Below are 23,810 nucleotides of genomic sequence, written 5' to 3' on the forward strand. Positions count from 1 at the left end.
TGCCTAACTCTCTTGCAATGTTCCAGTTTCATTTCCTTTCTGAATTTGACAGCGCAATAACTTCCAGTAACCAAACAGATTGGTTTTCCGAGAGTCCAACAATTTTAATGACTTGTAATTGAGAAGAGAATGTACTGAAAAATCGGATTTAAAGCCTACGAGCTCATTAACACGAGCAAATATTTTCTCAAAAAAGCGAATTACTTTATGTTCTGAGGCAAAATGATTTACAAATATTATTTCTGCCGTGGGCTTAGCAACGCGGGTTAGCTCTTGCAGAAAAGCATCTACATCAGGGACTACAGAAGCCACATACATGGCGACAATAAAATCAAAACTGTTATCAGGAAACTCTAAATGGGCCGCATCCATGATCTTTAACTGCACTCGTTCTTCCAACTTATTTTTTACCACCTGCTCCTCTGCTTTTTCCAGCATTTTCTCAGAAATATCAATTCCAGTAATCCGCAAATCAGCGCGATAAAGCGGTAAAGACAAACCAGTGCCAATACCAATTTCAAGTATTGTAGCCTGTTGTTTTGCGTATTTGTTGACTACATCAGTACATAAAGAACGACCAGGGCTAAAAATAGAACCAAATAAAAAATCGTAAAATGAGGCGTACACATTATAAACTTTTCTTATTGAAGCAACAGACATAACAAACTCCCATGCAATGCAAATAATTTTAATTAAATTATGGGTTCATACCTATCTAATATAGACCTTAATAACAAAAAAATAATCAGCCTATATATTTTTTTAACTCATTGTTTTTAGAATTTATTTCTAGTAATTAAATGAATCCATGCTCAAACACGGGATCACTTTTGGGTAATCCCGTGCGCTTTATGTACTTATTAATATGGGGATACTATGGTGGAGTCGGTGCGGAGGCGTGTTCGACGTGTTCCTTTTCTTTTTCCTGAGAAAAAAAACGTGCCTTTTGTTCTTCTCTTCTTGCCAAAATGCCATCTGCATAACCAGTCCTGGGACGTTGGCTTATTAATGCGTCTTGATAGGCAATGCGTTCTTGCCCTTGATAAGAATCGGGATCATCAGAGGTAAGCCCCCTTGGGCCAACATAGGACACTGATAACTGACGCTTTAGGCTTGCCTCGACAAGTCTTCTTGCTGGTTTCTCTGCGGTATCTGGTTTAGCCGGATTATTCTTCAACATGATAATCTCCTTTATCCTGAACTTAAAAAATCCATATGCTCTTTTAAGCTTTATATCAAATCCAGAGAAATGAAACAACGCAATTCAAATTGATCAATAATAAAATTACTGTCAAAATAGCATCCAGCTTGTTTATCTAATCCAGGTTGTATTATTTAAATGGCATTAAAAATTGACTTAAATCATCCTATTTTTTTATTAAAAAATAAAACCCATGACGCAAGTAAAAATTTATTGAATGCCTTTGGATTTAATTATTTTCAATATTTACGCTGTTTTGCAGATGGTTCAATTAATTGTCTGACCAACAATACAGGTCTGTTTGAATACTTCCAGCACCTTGAAAGTGAACCTGTGGTGTTCTCATCATTTGAAAACGAGCATGAAAACTCCCATTCATACTGGTTTCTTTGGGATGAAGAATTGCCCAGTACACCAGTACAAATTGCTCGGGAAAAATTTAATTTACACAATGGGCTCACCTTAGTCCGGCGTAGTAAAAATTATTACGATATGATTGCGGTTGCCTTACCCTATGAACATGAAAATCCGGGTTCCTTTTATCTCAATAAGCTCAAAGCAATTGAACAATTTATTTTTGATTTTGATCTGCGGAATAAAGATTTAATTCAAGTGCTGAATAAAAATCCTATCGCTTTGCCCGAAGCGTACCGTGATGTGAATTACAAAGAGATTTGTCTTGCTCAAGGTAGAATTCCTGTTCTTGGCAGAAACGGAGCTACCTACCTCACCGTGCAAGAATTAACCTGCCTTAGATTAGTGCTACAAGGAGCAACGCACAAACAAATCGCCCGTCTTCTTGAGCTTTCGCCACGAACGGTAGATACCTATTTGCTACGGATGAAACAACGCACAGGTTTTTCCTCCAAATTGGAAATGGAGCGAATGCTGTATCTATGCTCAGCATTATAGCGTTTCATTACCCTTGTCCGTGTTCGTAACGGACAGAAAAATTTTTTCGCGTTCTATACTCTGTCAAAAATTTCATTTATTCAGGAGAACGCTTGATGATCATGCCCGAAAGAAAACCAGCAGAACAGATCTTTCAACAATTTTGTGAGGGATACGCGCAGCGCAACTTACCGCTGTTGCTTAGCCTTTTTACGCAAAATACAAACGTTTGGGGCTCCGCGCTCGATGAATATCGAGTCGGTTTAAAGGAAATAGAAGAACAGTTTAAAAGAGATTGGAGTCAATCCGAGCAAGGCAAAATAGAAGTGGTTCGTTTTGTCCCCACAGCCGATAATGCCTTATGGGCTGCGGCAGTATGTAATGCACGAGTTACCATCGAAGGCAAAGAACATCTATTTGAACATTTACGCGGAACCTTAATGATTGAAAAAGAGGAGGGGGTCTGGAAGATTGCCCACATGCATTGTTCTTTCCCTGATTATCGAAACGCTGAAAACGGCTCATTTCCAGTAGGGAATGAATAATAACAATTAAGATAATCTCATAGACTTAGGCGAATGAATTCAAATAAGTAAGCGTAGGCAGGGCTGTTAAGCCCAGCATTCAAAATATCCACCATCCCTGGTGTTATTAGAAAGAAAATATTTTGGCGTTGTTACATGCTGGGCTTAGGAACCCAGCCTATGGTGTCACAAATTGTCTACATATACGGGGGATGACGTTCTTAATCCTTTTTTTCTTTCTGAACCAAAATCGCTAACTCGTTCATTTTTTAGTTTTTTTATTAAAAAAAACAAAAATCTCCAAATTGTCTATACTTATTTTGTCCTGTTAACAAAAGTGACGGCTTGGCTTCATATTATTCATAGAAAGAAAAAATGAAATAGTGTTTAAACTTCAACCATGAGGACAGAAAAAATGGATCTAAGTAAACGTATAGACCCCAAAACCTGGGCTTTCGTTGAAAAAATCAAGAAAGCTGGTGGTAAACCAATTTATGATCTTCCGGTTAAAGAAGGAAGAGCCATTTTTGATAAATTACAAGAATTGCCTGCCACAAAAGAAAAACCCGAGGTAGATATTGAAGATCGTTCAATTCAACATGCCAAAGGTAAAGTAGACATTCGCATCGTTCGCCCTAAAGGATCCAAAGAAAAGTTACCCGTAGTCATGTTCTATCATGGTGCAGGCTGGGTTTTTGGTGATTGGCAAACTCACGGACGTCTTGTGCGCGAACTTGCCGTAGGCGCTCACGCTGCCATCGTGTTTGTTAATTATTCTTTAGCTCCAGAAGCGCAATACCCAACACAAATTGAAGAAGATTATTCAGCATTGAAATATATTGCAGAGCATGGCAAAGAATTCAACCTCGATACTTCTCGTTTAGCAGTTGCTGGCGATAGTGTTGGTGGCAACATGGCTGCGGTCATGACCCTTCTTGCTAAAGAGCGTGGAGGCCCTAAAATTGATTATCAAGTACTCATTTATCCAGTAACTGATGCCAATTTTGAAAACGCTTCATACAAAGAATTTGCTGAAGGTCCCTGGTTAACGAAGAAAGCCATGGAATGGTTTTGGGATAATTATCTACCTGATAAAGCAAAAAGAAAAGAAATCACTGCATGTCCTTTGCAAGCGTCAGTAGATCAACTCAGAGGATTGCCACCCGCATTAGTCATTAATGGTGAGTGTGACGTATTACGCGATGAAGGTGAGGCGTATGAGCACAAGCTTAATGCCGCAGGTGTTCCCGTCACCGGAATTCGTCATCACGGTACAATTCACGATTTCGTTATGCTCAATGATCTCATTGATACTCCAGCATGTCGTAGTGCAATCGAAACCATCAATAGTCATTTACGTATGGTATTTGCCAAGAAGCACTAATTGCTGTTTGAGGGATACTGCATGGTATCCTGGCATCAACTTAAGAACAGCCTGGGTGACGGTCCGCAAGACCGAAACCTGGGTTTCACTTCCTTGCACCCAGGCTACAATGATATTGATTAAGCGTCTTTTTTATGACAGTTCAAGATTCCTTACTGTTTTTTTATTTCCAGGCTCCCTTTTTTTAATACCTGTAAATAAAGGCTCTTGATACCCGCCCAAGATACCTTCTTTGGAAAAAACAATTTGCCATAACTGGTTCGAGCGAGCACGAAAAGAGCCCGCACAGGCTAATAAATAATAGCGCCACATACGATAAAAACGTTGGTCATATTGTTCTTTTAAATGGTCCCAATTTTCTTCAAAACGCTCATGCCACGCCATTAACGTCTTGTCATAATAAGCACCAAAGTTCGCCCAGTTTTCCATAATAAATAATCCGTTAGAAGCGGTGCTGATTTGCTCCATAGACGGAATCATACCATTAGGGAATATATATTTGTTAATCCAGGGGTCAACTGTTTTGGTCGTTTGATTTCCACCAATTGTATGCAACAAAAACAAACCATCGTCTTTAAGACATTCACGCACTTTTTGCATATACACTCGATAATTTCGATAACCTACATGTTCAAACATCCCTAAAGAAACCACACGATCGAACTGCTCATGAATATCTCGATAGTCCTGTAAACGAATTTCAATTGGCAAGCCAGCACAATTTTGTTTTGCATACTCATACTGTTCTTTAGATATGGTGACTCCTACAACATTGACACCATAGTTTTCCACAGCATATTTAGCAAAAGCGCCAAATCCACAGCCTATATCCAATACGCGCATCCCTGCTTCAAATTTTAACTTCTGGCAGCTTAATTCCAATTTATTCAATTGTGCCGTATCGAGATCATTGGCATTTTTCCAGTAGCCACAGGTGTAATTCATACGACTGTCCAACATGGATTTAAATAATTCATTGCCTAAATCATAGTGCGTTCTACCTACTTCAAGAGCACGTTTTTTAGATTGATGGTTAATCAACTTCAGCCAAATTAATTTTGGCCATAACCATTTATCGGCTTTCACCTTCTGATCCAGTTGCGCTCGCAGAATACGCGCAAAGAATTGGTCGAGACTTTTGCAATCCCACCAGCCATCCATATAAGTCTCACCTAGTGCTAGAGAGCCCTCATTAAAAATACGCGAGTAAAACTCTTCGTTATTCACTTGAATATCCCAAGCTTCATTCCCGTTGGGCATAATTCCGGCTGAATGCAACAGGTCTATTGCAATTTTTTTAATTTGCTGATTCATGAGTAGACTTATCCTTTTGTACTACACAATTCAAAAATCATTAAGTTGCTGTAATTTTTATGGCGCCATTTAAATTACTTAACTTATCCTGTAAAAAAAGAAATACCTCAAACAACAAAATTATTAATACAATATATTTTCCATACATTATCACAGCATTTATTATAAAATTGGTGTCTATATTGTATTTGTATAAAGCAAAAGAAAATGAATAATACATCCCCAAAGTAAAAATTCGCGTCCATTGTGAAAGATTATAAACAAAAATACCGTGAAGAAAACCCGCAATTTTTATGCGATGATACATTTTGATTAAACTCATCCCCTCAACAAGAAATAATAGACTTGTTGCAAGAATCCATGTATTAAGAATTACCTTATCACTAAGAGCCTGCGTCACCGTACTTGCCAAGCCTGAGATGGACAGCGCGCCATGAAGAATACTATTGCTGTTATTCCAAGCTAAAAACAAACGTTTCTTTGTACATGTAAGCAAATACCTCCCAATAATGATGCCGCCAATGATATAGAATAAATAACCCAAAATGATTAATCCTTGGCTTGTTAAAATAGGGATTGCCGGTGCAAACAATAGATGCGTCATTAATGCGAGTGCCTGAGTACTGACGGTGAGGAGCAAAATACTCCCTGTATGCAGCTTTATTTTTTTTAAAAAAATACGCTGTAAATTCCTTAAAGAAATAATGATATAAATTGGCCAAATGAGTAGTGCGCAATTTGCACACGTCCAAATCACTATATGCCAGGAGGGAAATTCTTGTAAAAATAAAACCGCCAAAATTGAAGAGCCGGCTACCCAAGTACCCATACCGAATTGATTGATTGCGCTTGCAGTAAACAGATTAAAGCGTCCTTCTATCGAACAGTTAACAAAAAAGCACAGCAAATAAAATCCAATAATCAACAACTCCATGATAATGAGCTGTCTCAATAAAGGGGTTACAAAGTGGAATTGAGGCAAGACATCAAACAAGACAATTCCTATAGCCATCACAATATTGCCGGCAACTGCCTGGCAACCGGTGCTTTTTTTATAAAAATGATGAACAAAAGCTGAGACTAAAAATAAAATCAAGAGATACAGAACTAAATAATATTCCATAAGGTAATGTCTCAGAAAGGACTCCATTAAAGTCATATCCTATTCATTCTACACATTCCAACTACCAAAAAAACTCCTTGGCGTGCAAATTGCATATAAGATACAAGCTGTCTTTTAATTTTATAGATTGCTTTTTCTATCTACCTACCTTTTAAGATAGCGCGCCTTAAAATTTTACATGGAGATAAAATTATGGCCGTAACCAGCGCATTAAATGGATTAAGCAGTATCAGTGCTCTTAGCTTGTCACAACCGGATGCCATTGCAAGTTTAGTTCTCCTAGGGATCGTGGGTGCAGGAACAGTAGCCGTAATTGCTCACAAAAAATGGGAGCACTATGAAGAAAAAAAGCATCGAGAAGAAATTGAAGACATCAATCGACGTTGCAAACGATTTTTGGAAAAAATTGAGATACCTGGTTATGGCGTCGTGCAAGGCTTCCCACCCATTTTCAAATTCACCCATGAAAATGATCCCAAATCAGTAGACTCCCTGCACTATACAATAGATGAAATCAAGGAAATAGGCAGAAAACTCCCACAAGTACCCCCTGAATTATCGTCATACAGACAATCGATTCTGCATGCCATCTTAAAATTAAAAGAATATTATTTAAGCCGAGACAATCATAATGATACTACGGCCGGTGTTCTTTCTTATTTACTCAACATCTTACAAAACAGATGTTTAAGCTTCGAAGGGTATGATTTTGATTCGGCTTATCTTGGCGCACTCACCGATTTTATTGATGATTATGCATCTAAAGAAGGTAGAGAAAATAGCCAGCACTTTAAACGTTTGCAACCAGTGTATACATACTTATTGGATGCCAAACAACACTTAGACCGACATAAAGAATCGCTTTCATTGCGTGAATTGGTCACTGAGCTTAGAGAGACCTGTCTCGATGACAGTAATCGCTTGTTACGCCTCCTTGTCAAAATGGTTATACCCGAAAAGAAAAAAGATTTAGCAGATACCGCTGCTATTGATGAGCTGGAAAATAATATAGTCCGTAGAGAATACATTAAATCTGAAGTATTGGGGGCGATACTCAGCAGACATCATGAAATCAATTTACCTGAATCCGTTTTTAAAAACTGGATCACCGGCTTATCAGCATACTATTTAAAATCATTAAGACCTTGTGCCATGTTGCGAGAAAAAAAAATAATGGCACCTGCTGATCTTTTTGCGTTTACTGACTGGGCAAAATCCATTCTGCAACAAAGAAAAAAAGCAGCCAGAGATAAAGAAACGCTCGCCAACGAGCTAAAAGCAATAGCACAGGTATTTAGTAATTCACGCAATTTTATTAACACCAAAAGAGTAGGTCCTGAAAAAAAACCTGAATTTGTTGTCGTTAAAGAAGATCAGGAGTTACTTGATCGAACTGTGATTATGGCGAATTTTGCCCACTTGATTCATGCGATAATTTCCCTCCAAGCGTTTTGCTCTCACTTGTTGCACAGCATAGAGCAATTGGGGGCAATTTATATTAATGACCCCCAACATTTTACTGAAATTTTTACCGTGCTCGACAATTTATGTAAGGTAGTTGAGGGCGATCTAAAACAAGTCAAAGAGGCATTTGTCGCCATCTCTAAAGCCAACAAAAACACCATGCGCCTTGCAAATGAAGGACTATTCCCTAAAGAAATTGACACCGTTCTCGAGTCCGTAGAACACATGCTGTTAAAACTGGGTACACAAGTTAAAGATTATAAAAATCACCATGCCCAACCAGCTGAAACGGCAACAAAGACTGCGGTTTATGAAATGCTCACGGTCGCTCAATTTTTCGAAAAAATGTATGCGCTTCCTCAATCCATCGCCCAGCTGCTACAACCAGTCAAGGCGTCTGAACAAAAGAGTGCAGACCAACAAGGCAAAGCTTCGGTACCAATTGCACCATTATTAAATGAAGTAATACCTGAAGATGACGCTTTGGCTATCAAACAAAAGGAACGCACTTTATATGATCTCGCTCAGCAAATAAGGAAACAGATAGATACTATCCATAAAGAGCAGCCAACCGATTTGAACCTAATAAAATATCAAAAAATTAGCTATGCCTTAAGCATGTTGAAAGCAAAATCCATCGCCATGCTACAAGAAAAACCAGCAGATGCTGAACGCCAGGACAAAGCCGATAATATTTATAATTTAGTGCATTCCTTATATCAAACTACGCTTGAATTTTTAATGCTGCCACCACAAGCACGTACACAGCAGGTTGCTGCATTTATACAAAAAATTCAGGCTGAATTAAATGATCCCGAAAACAGCTCATTCATTGATAAGCATCGAGACTCTTTCCCTAAATTCATTGCAGAACACTTTGGTTTTTTTCATACAGATACACGCAGTAAATTATCGGTATTGAAAGAAGCTTACGAAGGTCTGCAAGCACAACCAGTTTAGGGGGCGACCGCTTTGGCAGAAATTGTAAGTGTTAGGTAATTGTTGACGAAAAAAACGTAGGCTGGGCTGTTAAGCCCAGCACTTACTGAGTTAATTCTTATTCTTCAAAATATCCATTATGAACACCATTACTGAGCGCTCAACAAAACAAGTAACTTATCGCACATCGGCATGGTTACATGCTGGGCTTAGCAGCCCAGCCTACATTTATTGAGTTATTTTTGTCCACCACATAAGTGGGTAGCAGTTGCACTGAAACCTACGAATACATGCGCCTAAATTTTATTAATAACTACGCGCAGTGCCTGTAATTTTAAAGCAGTACTCTGCATGTATTCCGCACTTTCAACGAGCTGTTTTTTATAATAAGCAATTTCATCCTCACGTATTGAGGGGTTAAGCCTTTTTAATGCTTCCAGCCGATTGATTTCATGGCTAATGCTTTGTTGCATCTGCACTGTAGCCTGTTTTATGATCTCCTGCAGTTGTGCTTCTGCTACTTTTTTGCTTTGTGCCAAAATGGTTTCAAGATCGGTTTGGATCTGCTGAATAATTGGATAACCCAAATGGCGTTTAACGGGTTCACACATTTGATTTAATTGTTTGTAATCCAATATCTTGGAAAGATTTTTTCCCGATATATCCATGAGGACACGAATTGGTGCAAGCGGTAAAAAGCGATCCAATTGCAGTTTTTTAGGCGCCGCACAATTTGCTGTAAAGAAGGACTCCAAAAACAACGTTCCAGGTTGAATACTTTTTATAGAGATAGTGGCCAAAGTTGCATTACCCAACTCGGAATCCAGCGTCATTTCCATACATTCGCTGACCATGGGATGCTCCCAGCTTAGGAACTCGACATCTTCACGCACAAGCGCTTTAGCGCGAGAATAAGTCACTGTCACCCCGTCTTCTTTTAATCCTGGGAAATGACTTGTTTTCATATGATCGCCGGGACGCACTATTTCCGTATGTTCAGAATGGTATTCATGATCGATACCATACTCCTGAAATACCTGCGCCATATAATTTTCTAACTCCAAACAATTTTCTTCGGCCTCAATCGCTGCAATCAATGCCTCTGCTTGTGGTGTATTACAGGAGTTAAGCTCCAACAAGCGATCACGACCTTCGTGCAGTGCTTGATTGATTTGTTCCGCGCGTGTTTTTGTTGCCGCAATCAGTTGTTCCAGCTCGTGTGGTTGTGTACCTACTGTATCAAGAAGAGGTAATAACTGCTCTTCAAATTCTTCATAAAGAGTAAAACCCACAGAGCAGCTGTGGGTAAATAAGTTAATTCCTTCGTGATACCAACGAAATAATTTCTCCTGCACCGTATTCAGCAGATAAGGGACATGGATTTCAATAGTGTGTCGTTGGCCAATCCTATCAAGCCGACCTATGCGTTGCTCTAATAAATCTGGACTTAAAGGTAAATCAAACAAAACCAGGTGATGTGCAAACTGAAAGTTTCGCCCTTCGCTGCCTATTTCAGAACAAATAAGCGTCTGCGCGCCGTTTTCTTGCTCTGCAAAATAAGCTGCGGCACGGTCACGTTCAATAATTGATAAGCCCTCATGAAACGACGTACTGCGCAGGCCCATTTTTACTTTTAAATACAGCTCCAACGCAATCGCGGTATTTGCCTTAGCACAAATCACCAGCACTTTTTGAGGATGTAATGCGTTAACGGTGTTTGCAAGCCACTTCACCCGCGGGTCATTTTCCAGCCAGATCTCTTTATCCAACAGTTGTTCAGGATACAGCTTGCGCTGACCTTTTTGTGCATCCAATGAAGAATAAATCGCAGGGCACTCTAACGGATATGCATGTACTTGGCGCTCAGGGAAGCCTTGAATTGCCGCACGCGTATTGCGAAATAGGACACGCCCTGTTCCATGCCTATCTAACAAATTGCTAATGACCTGACCTACCTGTAAACCCGTTATGTCGCCCAAATAAGCAGCTAATTGCGACTTAAGTGCCACATCCAGGGTTTCTGCCGACGCCTGTTCCTCATAAGCCATCAACTCTTGTACCAAAACATTGATTTGCTGATACCCCTCTTCTTCTTTTTTGAAGGTCGAAAGATCATAAAATCGAGCAGGATCAAGTAGTCGCAAACGGGCAAAATGGCTGGCAATTCCGGCTTGCTCTGGTGTTGCAGTCAAAAGCAATACGCCTTTGCTGTGTTTGGCTAATTCCTCAACGCATTCATACTCGGGGCTCATTTCTTCCTCAGACCAATGTAAATGATGCGCCTCATCAACCACCAGCAAATCCCACTGAGCACTCAGCGCTTGCTGGCGGGCTTTTTCATTGTCCATGAGAAAGTCCAAACTGCATAAAACCAGTTGCTCGTTTTCAAAAAGATTCTCTTGTGTCGTACCTATCTGTATTCCTTCTTCTTCATCTAACTCATAGGAAAGTTCATAGCGCTCGGCATCAATGATTGAAAAATATAAATTAAACCGGCGAATCATCTCGACCAGCCATTGATGGATCAACGTTTGCGGCACTACAATCAAGACTCGGTTGGCACGACCTGTGCTTAACTGATAATGAAGAACCATGCCGGCTTCAATGGTCTTACCCAACCCAACCTCATCGGCAAGTAAAACCCGTGGGGCATAGCGTTGTGCGACCTCATTGGCGATATAAACCTGGTGTTTTAAATGGCTGGTTCGCGAGCCCAATAACCCCCTAACAGGAGATTGCTGTAATCTGCTGACATGATTCAGGGTATCTATTCTTAATTTAAAAGTATTTAACTTATCCAGTAACCCACTGAACAATCTTTGTTCTGGCGTGTTTAATTTGATAAAACAATCAAGGGAAACCTCACTGATTTGCCGCTCATTACCCGCATCGTCGACGCCAGTATAAAAAAACAAGCCTTGACGCTCTTCTACTCGCGTAACCTGCATTTTCTGTTGGTTCGAGGTAGTTACTTCTTCACCTTCTTTGTAGATAATGCGACTCAGTGGTGCACTATCTACAGAGTAAATGCGCTCCTCATCCGCCGCAGGGAAGCTTAAACTAACCTGCCTACCATTTAAATCAATAATAATCCCCAAACCGAGTTGGGTTTCGGTGTTACTTATCCAGCGTTGGCCAATACTATAGGTCATAAAAAATCATCTTTTGTGTCAAGTGTGAGTAAAATAATCAAAAAACAAAATAAACTCAACTTGACTTGGATCCTTTTTTTAAATAGCATGACCCGATTTTAATCAAACTTGAGGGGTTTAGTATGTCGTACACAAAGTTACATCAAGAACCAAAAGAAAGAACTGCAGATTACAATCGAGAGTCAGAAAGGCACCTTGAGCACAAAAAAGGGCATGACGACACATACTCGCCTCGCCACACTACTTACGCAAAAGCATCTAGCGTGCCAAGCAATCCACCGTCTGATGAAGACAGCATATTTGACTTATGCATGGAAGCCCCAGAAAAGAAAGCGCAATCAAGAGCGAGACTTAAAGGTGCGATGGAACAAGGATATACATTTGTAAAACAAAATGTACCTGGATTTTTCACTCCATTTGGCAGAAAAAATGTATTATTAGAAGAACTGGGACTGGATACTAAAAGAGAAGTCGCAATTGTTGCAACCTTGCCACTTAGTGCACCTGTCACGTTGACTCTTGTTACCGGTGCTGCCGCACTGACGGCTGTAATCGCTGCCTTGACTACTGTTGGCAGCTTGCTTGCTGCTGCAGGTTATGGATTAAATAGCTTACGCGCAGGCAAAGAAGACTCAAGACAATCTGCAAAAGATGCACTTGATGTTGCTGCCAAAGCAGCTCTTGTTACCACATTTGCTGCTTTAACTACAATGGCTGCTGCTATCGCAACCGCTTTGTCTCCCTTTGTGGCTGCGTTCTATCTGCTTGGCCGTACTGGTGCAACTGCTGTTGCTAAAATTGCTGAGTGTGCTCATTCTAATGACAACACCGAATCTCGTGGTTTAACAATGTAAATCGATTGCTTAAGTTGGGCTTTAAAGCCCAACTTATCTAAAAACAAATGAATTTTTTGTACTTATTCAAATCATAATTTATACCCTCGCAAATTATCGTTATCTCCTGAAAACAAATTTTTCTTGTTTTCTTAAGTTATTCTGGTTAAAAATAGTAGGGACAGGAAGATTATTCAACAAAAGGGAATTTATATGGCTACCAACGAAGATGAAGCTCGACTATTAATTGATCTCGATACGGAACAGGAAGTTAGACTAGGCGAGTCAGCAGAAATACACACCGTAGACGAAGAAGCCGCACTACCTATCGATCTCGATACAGAACAAAAAGTAACACCAGCAACAGTCGAAGACACGCCGGAACAAATAATACGCAGTAAATTAAAGGTTGTTAACGAGACTGAACAAGATAAGCTCGTAAAAATTACCATCACTAAAGAAATATTTGAGCAAATCAGAAAAAGTCTGCAGGACACCGTCAAAAGTCTGGAAAAAAATCCAAGTATGTTCTCGCGAGCTGCAGAATACTGGGGTGAATTACCACTGTGGCAAAAAATTATTGGGGGAGTCGCATTAACGGTTCCTACCTTAATCCTGGGCATTGTTGCGCATATTGGTTTCCTTTTAGCAATTTGTGGGGTTACTGCGCTTACTTATGCAGCAGGAGGCATCATTCTTGATGATCATCACAAATGCAGTACCAGTGCGGTCGAAAGCTTGCAAAAAGGCATTTTAGGCCTAGCTGACCTGCTTGAGCTAACCATTAATGCGCTGGATATTATCCGTCAACAATTAGCCATTGAAATTAAAAAATTTACTGAAGAAAATGCAAAATTCAAAGCATACATTGAAGAGTTAAGTAAGAAAATTGATGCGATTGACAAACAAGTCATGGCCACGGCTAGAATTAATGACACGTTAACTGAAACCAAAGATGGATTAGTAGAAGTTTCCGGTGCACTTAAAGAAGGAGTGGAACGACAAAGCGATTTAATGCAGCAAAATCAAGAGAAGTTAGATCGTATTACGGAAGGGTATAGAACCGCTCAAGAAGAGTTAGTGCAAAAAGTTCGTGAGGTAAAACAGGTGCGGCATGAACTGGGACAGGATCTTGATCGCGCTAAAGCGATGATAGATTCCCTACATACGGCAATAACCAAGCTGTCGGTCGATGCCATTGGCAATGAAGAACAACGCAAGGCGTTTCAAGAAAAATTAGATATTTTCATAAAGAATAAAGAAGTGAGCTTTCTTTTAATCGCTGATCGCATCTGTGAAGCAGAACGCAGACTGGCAATAGTACAAAAAGAATTAGAGCGTTCGAATGACCGCTATCAAGAGCTTCTTAAGGTACAAGAGCGGCATATAGACACACTCAAATCAATGAGCAGCCAAGCTTCTGCAGATCAAGCTCCGAGCCAAGCAAAGCTACAAGACGGCCGCGTAGATACACCGCAAACACAGGAGCCAATAATGAATCCTGTTAGCATGATATTAGATAGGATTGGATTGCATGCACAGAAAGAACCAGGCGGTAAGCCAGGTGCAGAACGCACACCAACACCGCAATACAGCTAGCCCGATGCAACGAGAGCCTACGTCCCGCGACTTGTTCGCGGGATCCAAAGCATCATCATAGCTCACGTGAGCTACGTCATTCTTGTATAGAGTCCCCTAACCTATTCTTTTCTACCTGCCAAAGTCAAATTGTATGCCTCTAAAGCTGCTTTGACGGCTGCACGCTCACCGATGCGTTGATACCATTCAAGTAAATGCGCAAAACGCTGCTCATCAATAGTCTGTTTATAAAAAACTTGAAAGCAGTAAACCCAGGGCCAAATTGCCATATCAGCAATGGTGTACTCGTTGCCCCCAATATAAGAAAACTGGGTCAATTGTTTTTCCATAACGCCTAACAAACGATCACATTCATCCGCATAACGTTTGAGCGCTGCGGGAACTTTTTCAGTTGCACGATGAAAATATCCTAATTGACCAAATATAGGGCCTATATGCGCTGCTTGAAAAAAACACCATTGGAGAATCGTGTACCTATCCTGCAATGATTCGGGTAAAAATTTATGATGCTTTTCTGCAAGATATTGCAAGATTGCGACACTTTCAAACAAATAAAAATCTTTTTGCGAATCATATAAAACTGGAATTTTATTGTTTGGTGAAATTTTTAAAAAATCCGGATTAAACTGTTCGCCTTTGGAAATATCAATGAGCTTAATCGTATAATGCTGCGACAATTCATGGAGCATAATTGTCGGTTTAATACCATTAGGTGTTCCAAATGAGTACAAGGTATACATGAGAACCTCCTTGTTATAAGTGCTGAATAAAGTATAGTGTCACGAATTAGCAACACCGCCACTACCATATCATTTAATTACCAACAAGCTAAAGTGCCATAGTGAGTTTATTCGCGTATTTTCAATCACATCACCCCCAAACTCCGATGCGAATTTAATATCCAAGCTGATAGAGACAGATGCAAATACCGTCAAAACTGTTACAATGGCCAGCAGTTAACACTGAGTCATGCCTTGACAATTATTTCTTAAAAAACACCCATTCATAAAATGGCAAAAGCCTAGTAGCAGACAAGGAGTATAAGATGTCTTTAGAACGCGCTGCAATATATAACCGTTTGAACAAAACCTTTCGTGATGTTTTTGACAATGAAAATCTATCTGTAACCGATGCAACCACCGCTAACGATATAGAGGAATGGGATAGCCTGAATCACATAACCCTTATCGTTGCCGTAGAAGCCGAATTTGGTTTCAAATTCAAAATGGGCGAGGTAGTGGTTCTACATAATGTTGGAGAAATGGTAGATATAATAGAAAAACAGGGAAAGTAAATGGGTATTACAACATTTCGATTTTTTTGTTTCCTGGGTATTGCGAGTATTTTGTATTACCTTGTTCGCCCCCGTCAGCAATGGAAAATCTTGCTACTCGCCAACATTGTCTTTTATATTGGCTCAGGACAAAACAAACTGAATTGGTTTATCCTATTTACGTCCTTGTCCGTATATTTTGGCGCAATGGCCATAGAAGGAACAAAACATAAGTCTCTTGCGTTTTATAGCACATTGGCCCTCAACCTGGGGTTTCTAATCTACTTTAAGTATTTCAATTTTTTTATACAGGAACTCATCAATCCATTTCTTAACACCCATCACCTTTGGTATAACATATTGATGCCCGTCGGGATCTCGTTCTACACCTTACAAACTTTAGGTTATTTAATTGATATCAAAAGAGAGATGTATCCAGCAGAAAGGAACTATGGCAGATTTTTCCTCTTCGCTACATTTTTCCCAACCGTTTTACAAGGGCCCATTCATAAACACCAGGACTTGCAATCACAGTTATTTGCGCATCATCAATTTGACTGGCAAAGATACTGTTTCGGCATGCAAAGGATTTTATGGGGACTTTTCAAGAAACTCGTTATCGCAGACCGGCTCGCATTATTCGTGAATCCAGTGTTTGCAGACCCCCAGTATAATGTTGGCTGGATTATGGTGTTGGCCATTGTAGCCTTTGCGATACAACTCTATGCAGATTTTAGTGGCTGTATGGATATTGTGATTGGTGCCGGTGAAATGTTTGGTATCAAGATGACCGAGAATTTTCGCGCCCCATTTTTCAGTCGCTCAATTCAAGAATATTGGCAAAGGTGGCATATTACCCTCGGGATTTGGTTAAAAGAATATATCCTGTATTCCGTGATGAAATCGAATTGGCTCCAAAAGTTGACCTCTTGGAACAAGGAACGGTTTGGCAAAAAGGCCGGGAATAAAATTTCCACCTACATTGCCTTATTCATATTATGGTTTGTGGTTGGGTTTTGGCACGGGGCAAGCTGGAACTTTATTATAGGCACTGGGCTTTTGCATTGGTTTTATATCACTTTTGGCGATGTGGCTATGCCTTGGCGAAAAAAAGCGGTGGAAAAGCTAAAAATCAATACTGAAGCCTTCTCTTTCAAAGCAATGCAAATTGTGCGCACCTTTATTTTTGTCTGTATCGGGTTCGTATTCTTCCGCACCAAAACTCTTGCTGATGCGGGGAATGTGTTCAAGAGCATAACATTTGACAACAATTTTTGGATTTTCTTTGATGGAGAATTGCTTGAATTTATGAATAAACAAGATTGGACGCTTGTTATTTGCGCAACAATTGTGCTGTTTACTGCAGATACGATGAGGCTTAAAGTCTCGCTACGAGAAAAGATAGCCGAGCTGGATATTGTTTCAAGGTGGTTTATCTATTTTACGGCCCTATTTAGTGTGGTGATTTTCGGCATGTATGGCCCCGGTTATGATGTTAAAAAGTTCATATACGGAGCATTCTAATGACCATCAGCGTAAAAAAGTCGCTCATTTTTATTGGTATCTCTGCGGTTTTGTTCTATTTTGTCAGTGAGCTATTTATAGACAAAAGGGTTTATCGTCCAATCAATATGTCCTTGTACACCGTTTCTGGTTTTTATAAAGAGCCTAAAAACACCCTTGATATCATTTCAATTGGCTCAAGTCAGTGTTATACGGCGATTATCCCTGCAGTTTTATGGCGAGATCATGGCTGGACGTCCTATGATTTTTGTGTGGAGCAACAGCCGTATTTAGTAAGCTACTACTATATGAAAGATGCGGTTAAACGTCACCCAAATGCTCTTATTCTTCTTGAAATAGGAGAGTTCCATCCGCGTAAACAAATATCGGATGAAATGATCTATGTCAATCTCAACGATATGCAGTTCTCATTCAATAAATTATCGGCCATCCACGCGGCAAATCCGCGTCATTGGTTTGATTATCTATTTACCATCAATAAATATCATTCCACTTGGAGTTTTTTATCTAAATCCAAAATAGATAATATGTTTTATAGAGGTTATAGTTTCAATAAAGGCTATGGTGAGGCGACTGATGACTGGTGGGAAGAGGGAAAAGAGCCCAAAGATTATGACCTCTTACAGACAGACAGGGAGAAATTAGACCCAGATTCCGAAAAGGATTTGCTACGGATCATCAACTACGCCAAAAAAAATAATGTAAAATTGGTACTTTATAAAGCCCCATCCACTAATTTAAATGCGAAGAAAAACGTAAATTATATAATGGATATTGCCAGCAAATATAATATTCCTTTCATGGACTTCAACACACAAATGATAGGACAACATCATTTAAATGTGCCGCAAGCACAACAGATGACCGCTCTGCTTGCTGATTATCTTTCTAAATACTATACCTTTGCGGATAAACGTAAAGACCCCAAATATGCCCATTGGGAGCAAAGTGTTTCCTATTTGAAACAGCAAGAGCAAAAATATAGGATGCGTAAAACCAAAGATCTTATCTCTCTATTGAATATCCTAAAAGGTAATCCCTATTACATAGTCCTCTTATCAGTCAAAGACTCCGCCACACGCCCCTACATTGATGTCGATCGGAATATAATAGATACATGGCAAAGTTTTGGACTAAAACCAGATGTATTTATGGCGAGTCATTTTGGCAATTCATACATCGCGGTATTGGATGGTGGGAGGGTCATCCATGAGCAGATAAGTCCCGACAAATTGAGTTGGAAAAAAGCGCTGAAAGGAATTGACCGTGTATTTATTGAAAGCAGCGGATTTTTCTCAGGAAACTTCTCCTCTATCAAGATAAACAATCAGGAACAATCGCCCAACTCCAGAGGGATTAACATCGTTGTCTATGATAAGTGGATGAATGATTTTGTATTGCAAACCACTTTTGATGCGTTGTAGTTGTTCTGATGCAAGGGAGTTATTGATGTTAAATTATCCATTAGATGCACATTTAATTTTAAGAAAGAAACACGCGATAAAGAAAGAACTGCTGTTGAAGGAACATTTTCTTACGAAGAATATAGCCATTTTGGGTGGTTCTACAACGGCAGAAATCAAAAATATTTTAGAACTATTCCTTTTGGATATTGGTATTAAACCTAACTTTTATGAGTCGAAATATAATCAATATTTTGAAGAAGCTGTTTTTGATAATGAGCCCTTGCAACAATTTAATCCCGATATTATTTATATTCACACGACGAATAAAAATATTAGCCATTACCCAACAATGCATCACACGTCTGAAGAAATTGATATCATTCTTCATAATGAGTTCCAGAAGTTTTCTAGTATATGGTCTTCTCTGACGAGCAAATATCATTGTGCGATTATTCAAAATAATTTTGAACTGCCGCAAAATCGGATATTAGGCAATTTGGATTTTTATGATGTTCGCGGCTCAGTGCATTACATTCATAGACTAAATTCTTTTTTTGCTGAAGAGGCCCAAGCAAGAGCCAACCTTTATATTAACGACATTCATTATTTGGCAGCATCCATAGGATTATCTACTTGGTTTGATAAAAGCATGTGGTATGCCTACAAATATGCATTAAGTTATACCGCAATACCGTTCTTAGCCAAAAACATATCCGCTATCATTGGGGCACTGTTTGGGGCATTAAAAAAATGCATGGTGTTGGATCTGGATAATACCTGTTGGGGTGGGGTGATAGGAGATGATGGTTTAAATGGAATCGCAATAGGCAAAGAAACCGCCATTGCCGAAGCACATACTGAGTTTCAGCAGTATGCAAAAACGCTCAAGGATAGAGGTGTTGTACTTGCTGTATGCTCAAAGAATGACATAAATCATGCCAAAGAGGGCTTTATGCATCCGGATACTGTGTTAATCGATCAGGATTTTGCAGCTTTTACAGCAAATTGGGAGCCAAAACACCATAATATTGCCAAAATTAGTGACACCTTGAGTCTTGGTTTAGACAGTTTTGTTTTTATTGATGATAATCCAGCAGAGCGACACATTGTCCGCTCTAATCTTTCGATGGTCAGCGTGCCCGAAATTGGCAGTGACATCGTTGATTTTATAGATCATATTGATAAAAATCATTATTTTGAAACCGTATCGCTTGCAAGTGATGATCTACAGCGCGGCGCATTTTATCAAAAAAATAAAGAACGACGCACACAAGAGTCCCACTTCACTGATTATGGCGAATACCTGCATTCCCTGGAAATGAATGCAGAAATCAAGGCATTTACCCCAGTTTATCTTGCGCGGATTACCCAGCTCATTAACAAAACGAATCAATTTAATCTGACTACCAAAAGATATACTTTGGCAGACGTTACAACCATTACACAGGATGCAAATTATATCACTCTATATGGCAAGCTAGAGGATAAATTTGGTGATAATGGTTTGATATCTATAATAATTGGCGAGTTAAAAAACAAAGAGTGTCATATTGAGCTATGGCTTATGAGTTGCAGAGTTCTTAAAAGAACTATGGAATATGCCATGTTCGATGCCCTGGTGGCCAAGTGCCATACTTTAGGAATAAAACAAATTATTGGCTACTATTACCCAACTGAAAAAAACAATATGGTGTCTACGCTATATCAAGATTTTGGATTTAATGCCTTAGCAACTGATGCGCACCATTCGGTCTGGAGTATGGATGTATCCAACTACATTAATAAAAATCAACATATTAGGATAAGCTCGAGTAATCTGTCGGATGAACTCTAAAATATGAGCGCGGCTATGACTTGCTGCAGAATCATTTTAGTCTATTCTTAGAAATCATAAGCAGCAAAAAAAGGATTTATTATGAGCCTCAAAAATAAAGTGGCTATTCTTAGTAGTTCACGCACTCCGTTTGTCAAATCACAAACTTACTATTTAGGCCAGTCTAATCAGGATATGTTAGGCGCAGCATTAGCTGATCTCATTAATAAAACGCAAATTCAAGGTGAGCTATTAGGTGATTTTATTGCAGGCGCAATTATGAATCATCCTTTTGACTGGAATCTGTCGCGCGAAACGGTTTTGGGGAGTAGTTTATCTCCAGAAACACCTGGATTAACGATACAACGTGCTTGTGGCACGGGTTTAGAAGCGGCAAACCTCATTGCATTAAAAATTGCCAGTGGGCAAATCGCTGTGGGAATAGCTGGGGGAACAGATACTAACTCCGATGTTCCATTAATTGGGCAAAGACGACTGACTCATTTTTTAATCAAATTTCAACAAGCAAAAGGACTGAAGGAAAAGTTTAAAGTCTTTACAGAGTTTCGCTTGGGAATGCTAAAGCCTCTATTGCCGGAAGTGCGCGAGCCACGTACTGGTCTGTCTATGGGTGATCATTGCGAATTAATGGTTAAAGAATGGCAAATTAGCCGCCAGGCTCAAGATGAATTGGCGTTTCGCTCACATCAAAACGCCGCCCAAGCTTATGATGAAGGATTTTATGATGATTTAATTGCCTCTTTTGCTTCCTTAAAGCGAGATACCATTACCCGCAAAGAGACTTCTTTAGAAAAATTAGCGTCCTTAAAACCGGCTTTTGATAAATCGGAAAAGGGCAGTTTAACTGCAGGAAACTCAACCCCACTCACCGATGGCGCATCGGTCGTATTATTAAGCACTCCTGCATGGGCTCAAAGTCATCAACTGGAGCCTCTCGCATATTTTGTGGACTGCGAAGTGGCAGCAGTAGATTACGTGCATGGTGCAGGATTATTGATGGCACCAACGATTGCCGTCGCGCGTTTATTAGCAAGGAATAAACTGAGTTTGCAGGATTTTGATTATTATGAAATTCATGAGGCCTTTGCTGGCCAAGTATTATGTACTTTGAAAGCCTGGGAATCTGCTGAATATTGCCAAAAAGTGTTACACCTCAAAAAACCTCTAGGAAGCATAGACACACAAAAAATGAATATCAAAGGCGGCAGTCTTGCTCTTGGACATCCTTTTGCGGCAACAGGTGGGCGTCTGGTTGGTGCTGCCGCCAAAATACTTGCCAATCAAGGCCAAGGGCGCATCCTTATCAGTGTTTGTACGGCTGGCGGAATGGGTGTGGCGGCAATATTAGAACGCTAATGCAGCGCATCTATTTGTAGCCTGGGTGGTGCGCGGCATAACCCAGGCTAAATGCTCTAATTAACTAATTGATTATAAACCGTTGGTTCTGCTTTTTGGATTCTTTCGATGTGGATCTGATTGACTTTTCTGGCAAAAAAATTACGAGCCAGATAAGCACTTCCTCCCACTGCTGCAGAAACGCTCTCTGTAACCTCCAGAGGAGGGCTTGGTGTTTTTTGATTCGGTTTAAAGAAAAAACCTCCGCCATAAGTGGCCTTTGCAGCTACCGATACTGCCTTCTTGAGTAACACATTTAAATCAGTAAAATACAGTGGGATGGTAAAATTATCTTCACCTAAATCGATGTCGATATTAAAAGGCACAGATATAGTTGGACCGTTATAATGTGCTCCATACACATGATGCTCTCCATTAGGAGGATAGGTAATAGTAGGAATCGTTCTGTATAAGTGAAGGGCCGTCGTTGCAAATGTCGTACTGAGCATGGACATAGAGAGTGCACCTGTAAAAGCTTTCGCACTCACATAAGCATATTCTTTCCAATAGGGCTTGGCAATTTGCAGCTTATGATTGTGGGCATAATCACGCTGTTCTTCCCGACCCTCCTGCCACTGATTAATATTCGCGCTTACCGTTTTTAAGACCATACCTGATGCCATACAAATGATACCGCCAGTTTGCGTCATACCTGCAGCAATATAATCTGTCAGGTTATATGTAGTGCCATTATTAACACTATTACTGTAAGTCAAAGGGAATACTTGATTAAAACTAGATTCTACGTTGGTGACATCAATCCCCAGAGTAAAATTACCTGTAGCATTTACTGCACCATAATAGGATGCGCTAACGGCCTCCAAATTCAGCATGTTAGACACCGCAAATGCAGCCCCACCAAGAGTACACGCCAATGTCCCACACACATCCATGGTATCTGCTACTGCATGCACTGTCGTATCAAATGCCCAATTAGTTGCCGTCCAAAATCTATCCGCCCAACGCATACCTACATCCTTTTTACAATAAAAAAATAAATACCCATAATTTTTCAATCAGGACCAATCAAAATAGCTATCTGTCTTAATTTCTATCAGAGCATATCGATATCAAGTGGTCAACATATTATGTACACGCCGGATTTTTAAAATGACGCAAATAAAAGTTCATTTCATGCGCACGATTAGTAAAAAGCCAATTTATTCCTCGGTTTAATTCTCGGTACATGCTGAACTTGGAATCGACCATGCCCACACCAATAATTTTTTCGGCATCTTTGAGCCGACTAATTGTCTTATTGTTTATCAAAAAATAATGTCCCAACACGCCCCCATAATTTTCTCTTAAACTGAGATTACAATATCGATGTACATTATTATGTGATGCAACCAATAACAGTGCCTGCTTTGGGAATTGAGATAGGGAATCAAAAACCTCGGAATCTAAAGTGAGTACGTGATAATCTTCACCAGCAGTTAACCCCTTCAATGCTTGCACCAAAGCATCTTCGTCCTCAAAAGGTGCTTTTAGTTCGATAAACAAATGCATGCTGTCTCCATAGGCAGCAACAACTTCATTCAGCGTAGGCACCTGAGGTGCCAGTATTCGTAATTCATTAAAATGCAGGTTAGCAATTGCCTGCTCATGCCCCCAGAGACGCTTTAATGTGGGATCATGATTCACTACCAGCACTTTATCTGCGGTTGCGTGCACATCAAATTCAATTCCCCAACATCCCAACTCTTTTGCTAAAGTAAATGCAGCAAGCGTATTTTCAATAATACCTTGCGTATGATTATGCGCCCCTCTGTGGGCAATCAAACGTACAGATTGAGCGCTCTCCAAGGAGGGTTTCTCTCTAGGAACAAGCGCGAAAAATCTATCCACCGTTTTTTCTAATAACTCAAGTAACACGAAAAATCCCTAATAACTTATATTCTTTTTATTGTAATATGAGTTCGACATAGACGTTAAAATACTTTTATATCCCACT

19 protein-coding genes are annotated in these 23,810 nt (G+C 39.8%); 11 read left to right on the top strand and 8 right to left on the bottom strand.

Features of this window, described 5'->3' with window-relative positions; all coding sequences use genetic code 11:
* Positions 1 to 3 precede the first annotated feature (3 nt).
* Together pmtA and Lste_RS13005 are read right to left on the bottom strand one after the other, a co-directional pair.
* Positions 4 to 660: a phospholipid N-methyltransferase PmtA gene (gene pmtA / locus Lste_RS13000; RefSeq protein WP_058511355.1), complete on the bottom strand. Its 657-nt coding sequence runs from the start codon at positions 658 to 660 to the stop codon at positions 4 to 6.
* Between the two features lie 214 nt (positions 661 to 874).
* Positions 875 to 1,180, bottom strand: coding sequence for a hypothetical protein (locus tag Lste_RS13005; protein ID WP_083503964.1), 306 nt, complete (start codon positions 1,178 to 1,180; stop codon positions 875 to 877).
* A gap of 159 nt (positions 1,181 to 1,339) precedes the next feature.
* Between Lste_RS13005 and Lste_RS13010 the strand changes: the two genes are divergently transcribed.
* From Lste_RS13010 to Lste_RS13020, 3 genes are all read left to right on the top strand, one after another.
* Positions 1,340 to 2,113: a helix-turn-helix domain-containing protein gene (locus tag Lste_RS13010; protein WP_058511356.1), complete on the top strand. Its 774-nt coding sequence runs from the start codon at positions 1,340 to 1,342 to the stop codon at positions 2,111 to 2,113.
* A gap of 101 nt (positions 2,114 to 2,214) precedes the next feature.
* Positions 2,215 to 2,637, top strand: a complete 423-nt coding sequence (locus tag Lste_RS18580; protein WP_237760482.1) for a nuclear transport factor 2 family protein — start codon at positions 2,215 to 2,217, stop codon at positions 2,635 to 2,637.
* Positions 2,638 to 3,031: 394 nt separating this feature from the next.
* Positions 3,032 to 4,000 (top strand): alpha/beta hydrolase, encoded by a 969-nt coding sequence (locus tag Lste_RS13020; protein WP_058511357.1) that lies wholly within the window; start codon positions 3,032 to 3,034, stop codon positions 3,998 to 4,000.
* A 132-nt stretch (positions 4,001 to 4,132) separates the two neighbouring features.
* On the opposite strand, the gene cfa is transcribed toward Lste_RS13020, so the two are convergent.
* Positions 4,133 to 5,314, bottom strand: a complete 1,182-nt coding sequence (gene cfa / locus Lste_RS13025) for a cyclopropane fatty acyl phospholipid synthase (protein WP_058511358.1) — start codon at positions 5,312 to 5,314, stop codon at positions 4,133 to 4,135.
* Positions 5,315 to 5,354: 40 nt separating this feature from the next.
* Positions 5,355 to 6,473: a TDT family transporter gene (locus tag Lste_RS13030; protein ID WP_157070746.1), complete on the bottom strand. Its 1,119-nt coding sequence runs from the start codon at positions 6,471 to 6,473 to the stop codon at positions 5,355 to 5,357.
* A 156-nt stretch (positions 6,474 to 6,629) separates the two neighbouring features.
* Between Lste_RS13030 and Lste_RS13035 the strand changes: the two genes are divergently transcribed.
* Positions 6,630 to 8,861, top strand: coding sequence for a hypothetical protein (locus Lste_RS13035; RefSeq protein WP_058511360.1), 2,232 nt, complete (start codon positions 6,630 to 6,632; stop codon positions 8,859 to 8,861).
* Between the two features lie 275 nt (positions 8,862 to 9,136).
* Here Lste_RS13035 and rapA read toward each other — a convergent pair whose 3' ends face one another.
* A complete protein-coding gene (rapA, locus tag Lste_RS13040) occupies positions 9,137 to 11,992 on the bottom strand; it encodes an RNA polymerase-associated protein RapA (protein ID WP_058511361.1) in 2,856 nt (951 codons plus the stop codon).
* A gap of 122 nt (positions 11,993 to 12,114) precedes the next feature.
* Between rapA and Lste_RS13045 the strand changes: the two genes are divergently transcribed.
* Complete coding sequence (locus Lste_RS13045) at positions 12,115 to 12,846, top strand: hypothetical protein (protein ID WP_058511362.1); 732 nt, start codon at positions 12,115 to 12,117, stop codon at positions 12,844 to 12,846.
* A 192-nt stretch (positions 12,847 to 13,038) separates the two neighbouring features.
* The gene (locus tag Lste_RS13050; protein ID WP_068310938.1) at positions 13,039 to 14,424 is read left to right on the top strand and encodes a LegC2/C7 family Dot/Icm T4SS effector; all 1,386 of its coding nucleotides are present in this window, start codon (positions 13,039 to 13,041) and stop codon (positions 14,422 to 14,424) included.
* Between the two features lie 101 nt (positions 14,425 to 14,525).
* On the opposite strand, the gene Lste_RS13055 is transcribed toward Lste_RS13050, so the two are convergent.
* Positions 14,526 to 15,164: a glutathione S-transferase family protein gene (locus Lste_RS13055; RefSeq protein WP_058511363.1), complete on the bottom strand. Its 639-nt coding sequence runs from the start codon at positions 15,162 to 15,164 to the stop codon at positions 14,526 to 14,528.
* Positions 15,165 to 15,469: 305 nt separating this feature from the next.
* Between Lste_RS13055 and Lste_RS13060 the strand changes: the two genes are divergently transcribed.
* From Lste_RS13060 to Lste_RS13080, 5 genes are all read left to right on the top strand, one after another.
* On the top strand, positions 15,470 to 15,718 hold the full coding sequence (locus tag Lste_RS13060; protein WP_058511364.1) for an acyl carrier protein: 249 nt from the start codon (positions 15,470 to 15,472) through the stop codon (positions 15,716 to 15,718).
* Entirely contained in the window at positions 15,719 to 17,221 is a 1,503-nt protein-coding gene (locus Lste_RS13065) for an MBOAT family O-acyltransferase (protein ID WP_058511365.1), read from the top strand.
* Positions 17,221 to 18,645 carry a hypothetical protein gene (locus Lste_RS13070; RefSeq protein ID WP_058511366.1) on the top strand — a complete coding sequence of 475 codons (1,425 nt, stop codon included), beginning with the start codon at positions 17,221 to 17,223 and terminating at the stop codon, positions 18,643 to 18,645. The genes Lste_RS13065 and Lste_RS13070 overlap by 1 nt, the downstream gene beginning before the upstream one ends.
* Positions 18,646 to 18,670: 25 nt before the next feature.
* Complete coding sequence (locus Lste_RS13075; RefSeq protein ID WP_058511367.1) at positions 18,671 to 20,461, top strand: HAD-IIIC family phosphatase; 1,791 nt, start codon at positions 18,671 to 18,673, stop codon at positions 20,459 to 20,461.
* 81 nt (positions 20,462 to 20,542) lie between these two features.
* The gene (locus tag Lste_RS13080; protein WP_058511368.1) at positions 20,543 to 21,817 is read left to right on the top strand and encodes an acetyl-CoA C-acetyltransferase; all 1,275 of its coding nucleotides are present in this window, start codon (positions 20,543 to 20,545) and stop codon (positions 21,815 to 21,817) included.
* Between the two features lie 56 nt (positions 21,818 to 21,873).
* Here the strand turns inward: Lste_RS13080 and Lste_RS13085 are convergent, their stop codons facing one another.
* Both Lste_RS13085 and Lste_RS13090 read right to left on the bottom strand, forming a co-directional pair.
* Entirely contained in the window at positions 21,874 to 22,824 is a 951-nt protein-coding gene (locus Lste_RS13085) for a hypothetical protein (protein ID WP_058511369.1), read from the bottom strand.
* A gap of 118 nt (positions 22,825 to 22,942) precedes the next feature.
* On the bottom strand, positions 22,943 to 23,731 hold the full coding sequence (locus tag Lste_RS13090; protein WP_058511370.1) for a glycerophosphodiester phosphodiesterase: 789 nt from the start codon (positions 23,729 to 23,731) through the stop codon (positions 22,943 to 22,945).
* Between the last annotated feature and the right edge of the window lie 79 nt (positions 23,732 to 23,810).

Source organism: Legionella steelei (genome assembly GCF_001468005.1).
Classification (GTDB): domain Bacteria; phylum Pseudomonadota; class Gammaproteobacteria; order Legionellales; family Legionellaceae; genus Legionella; species Legionella steelei.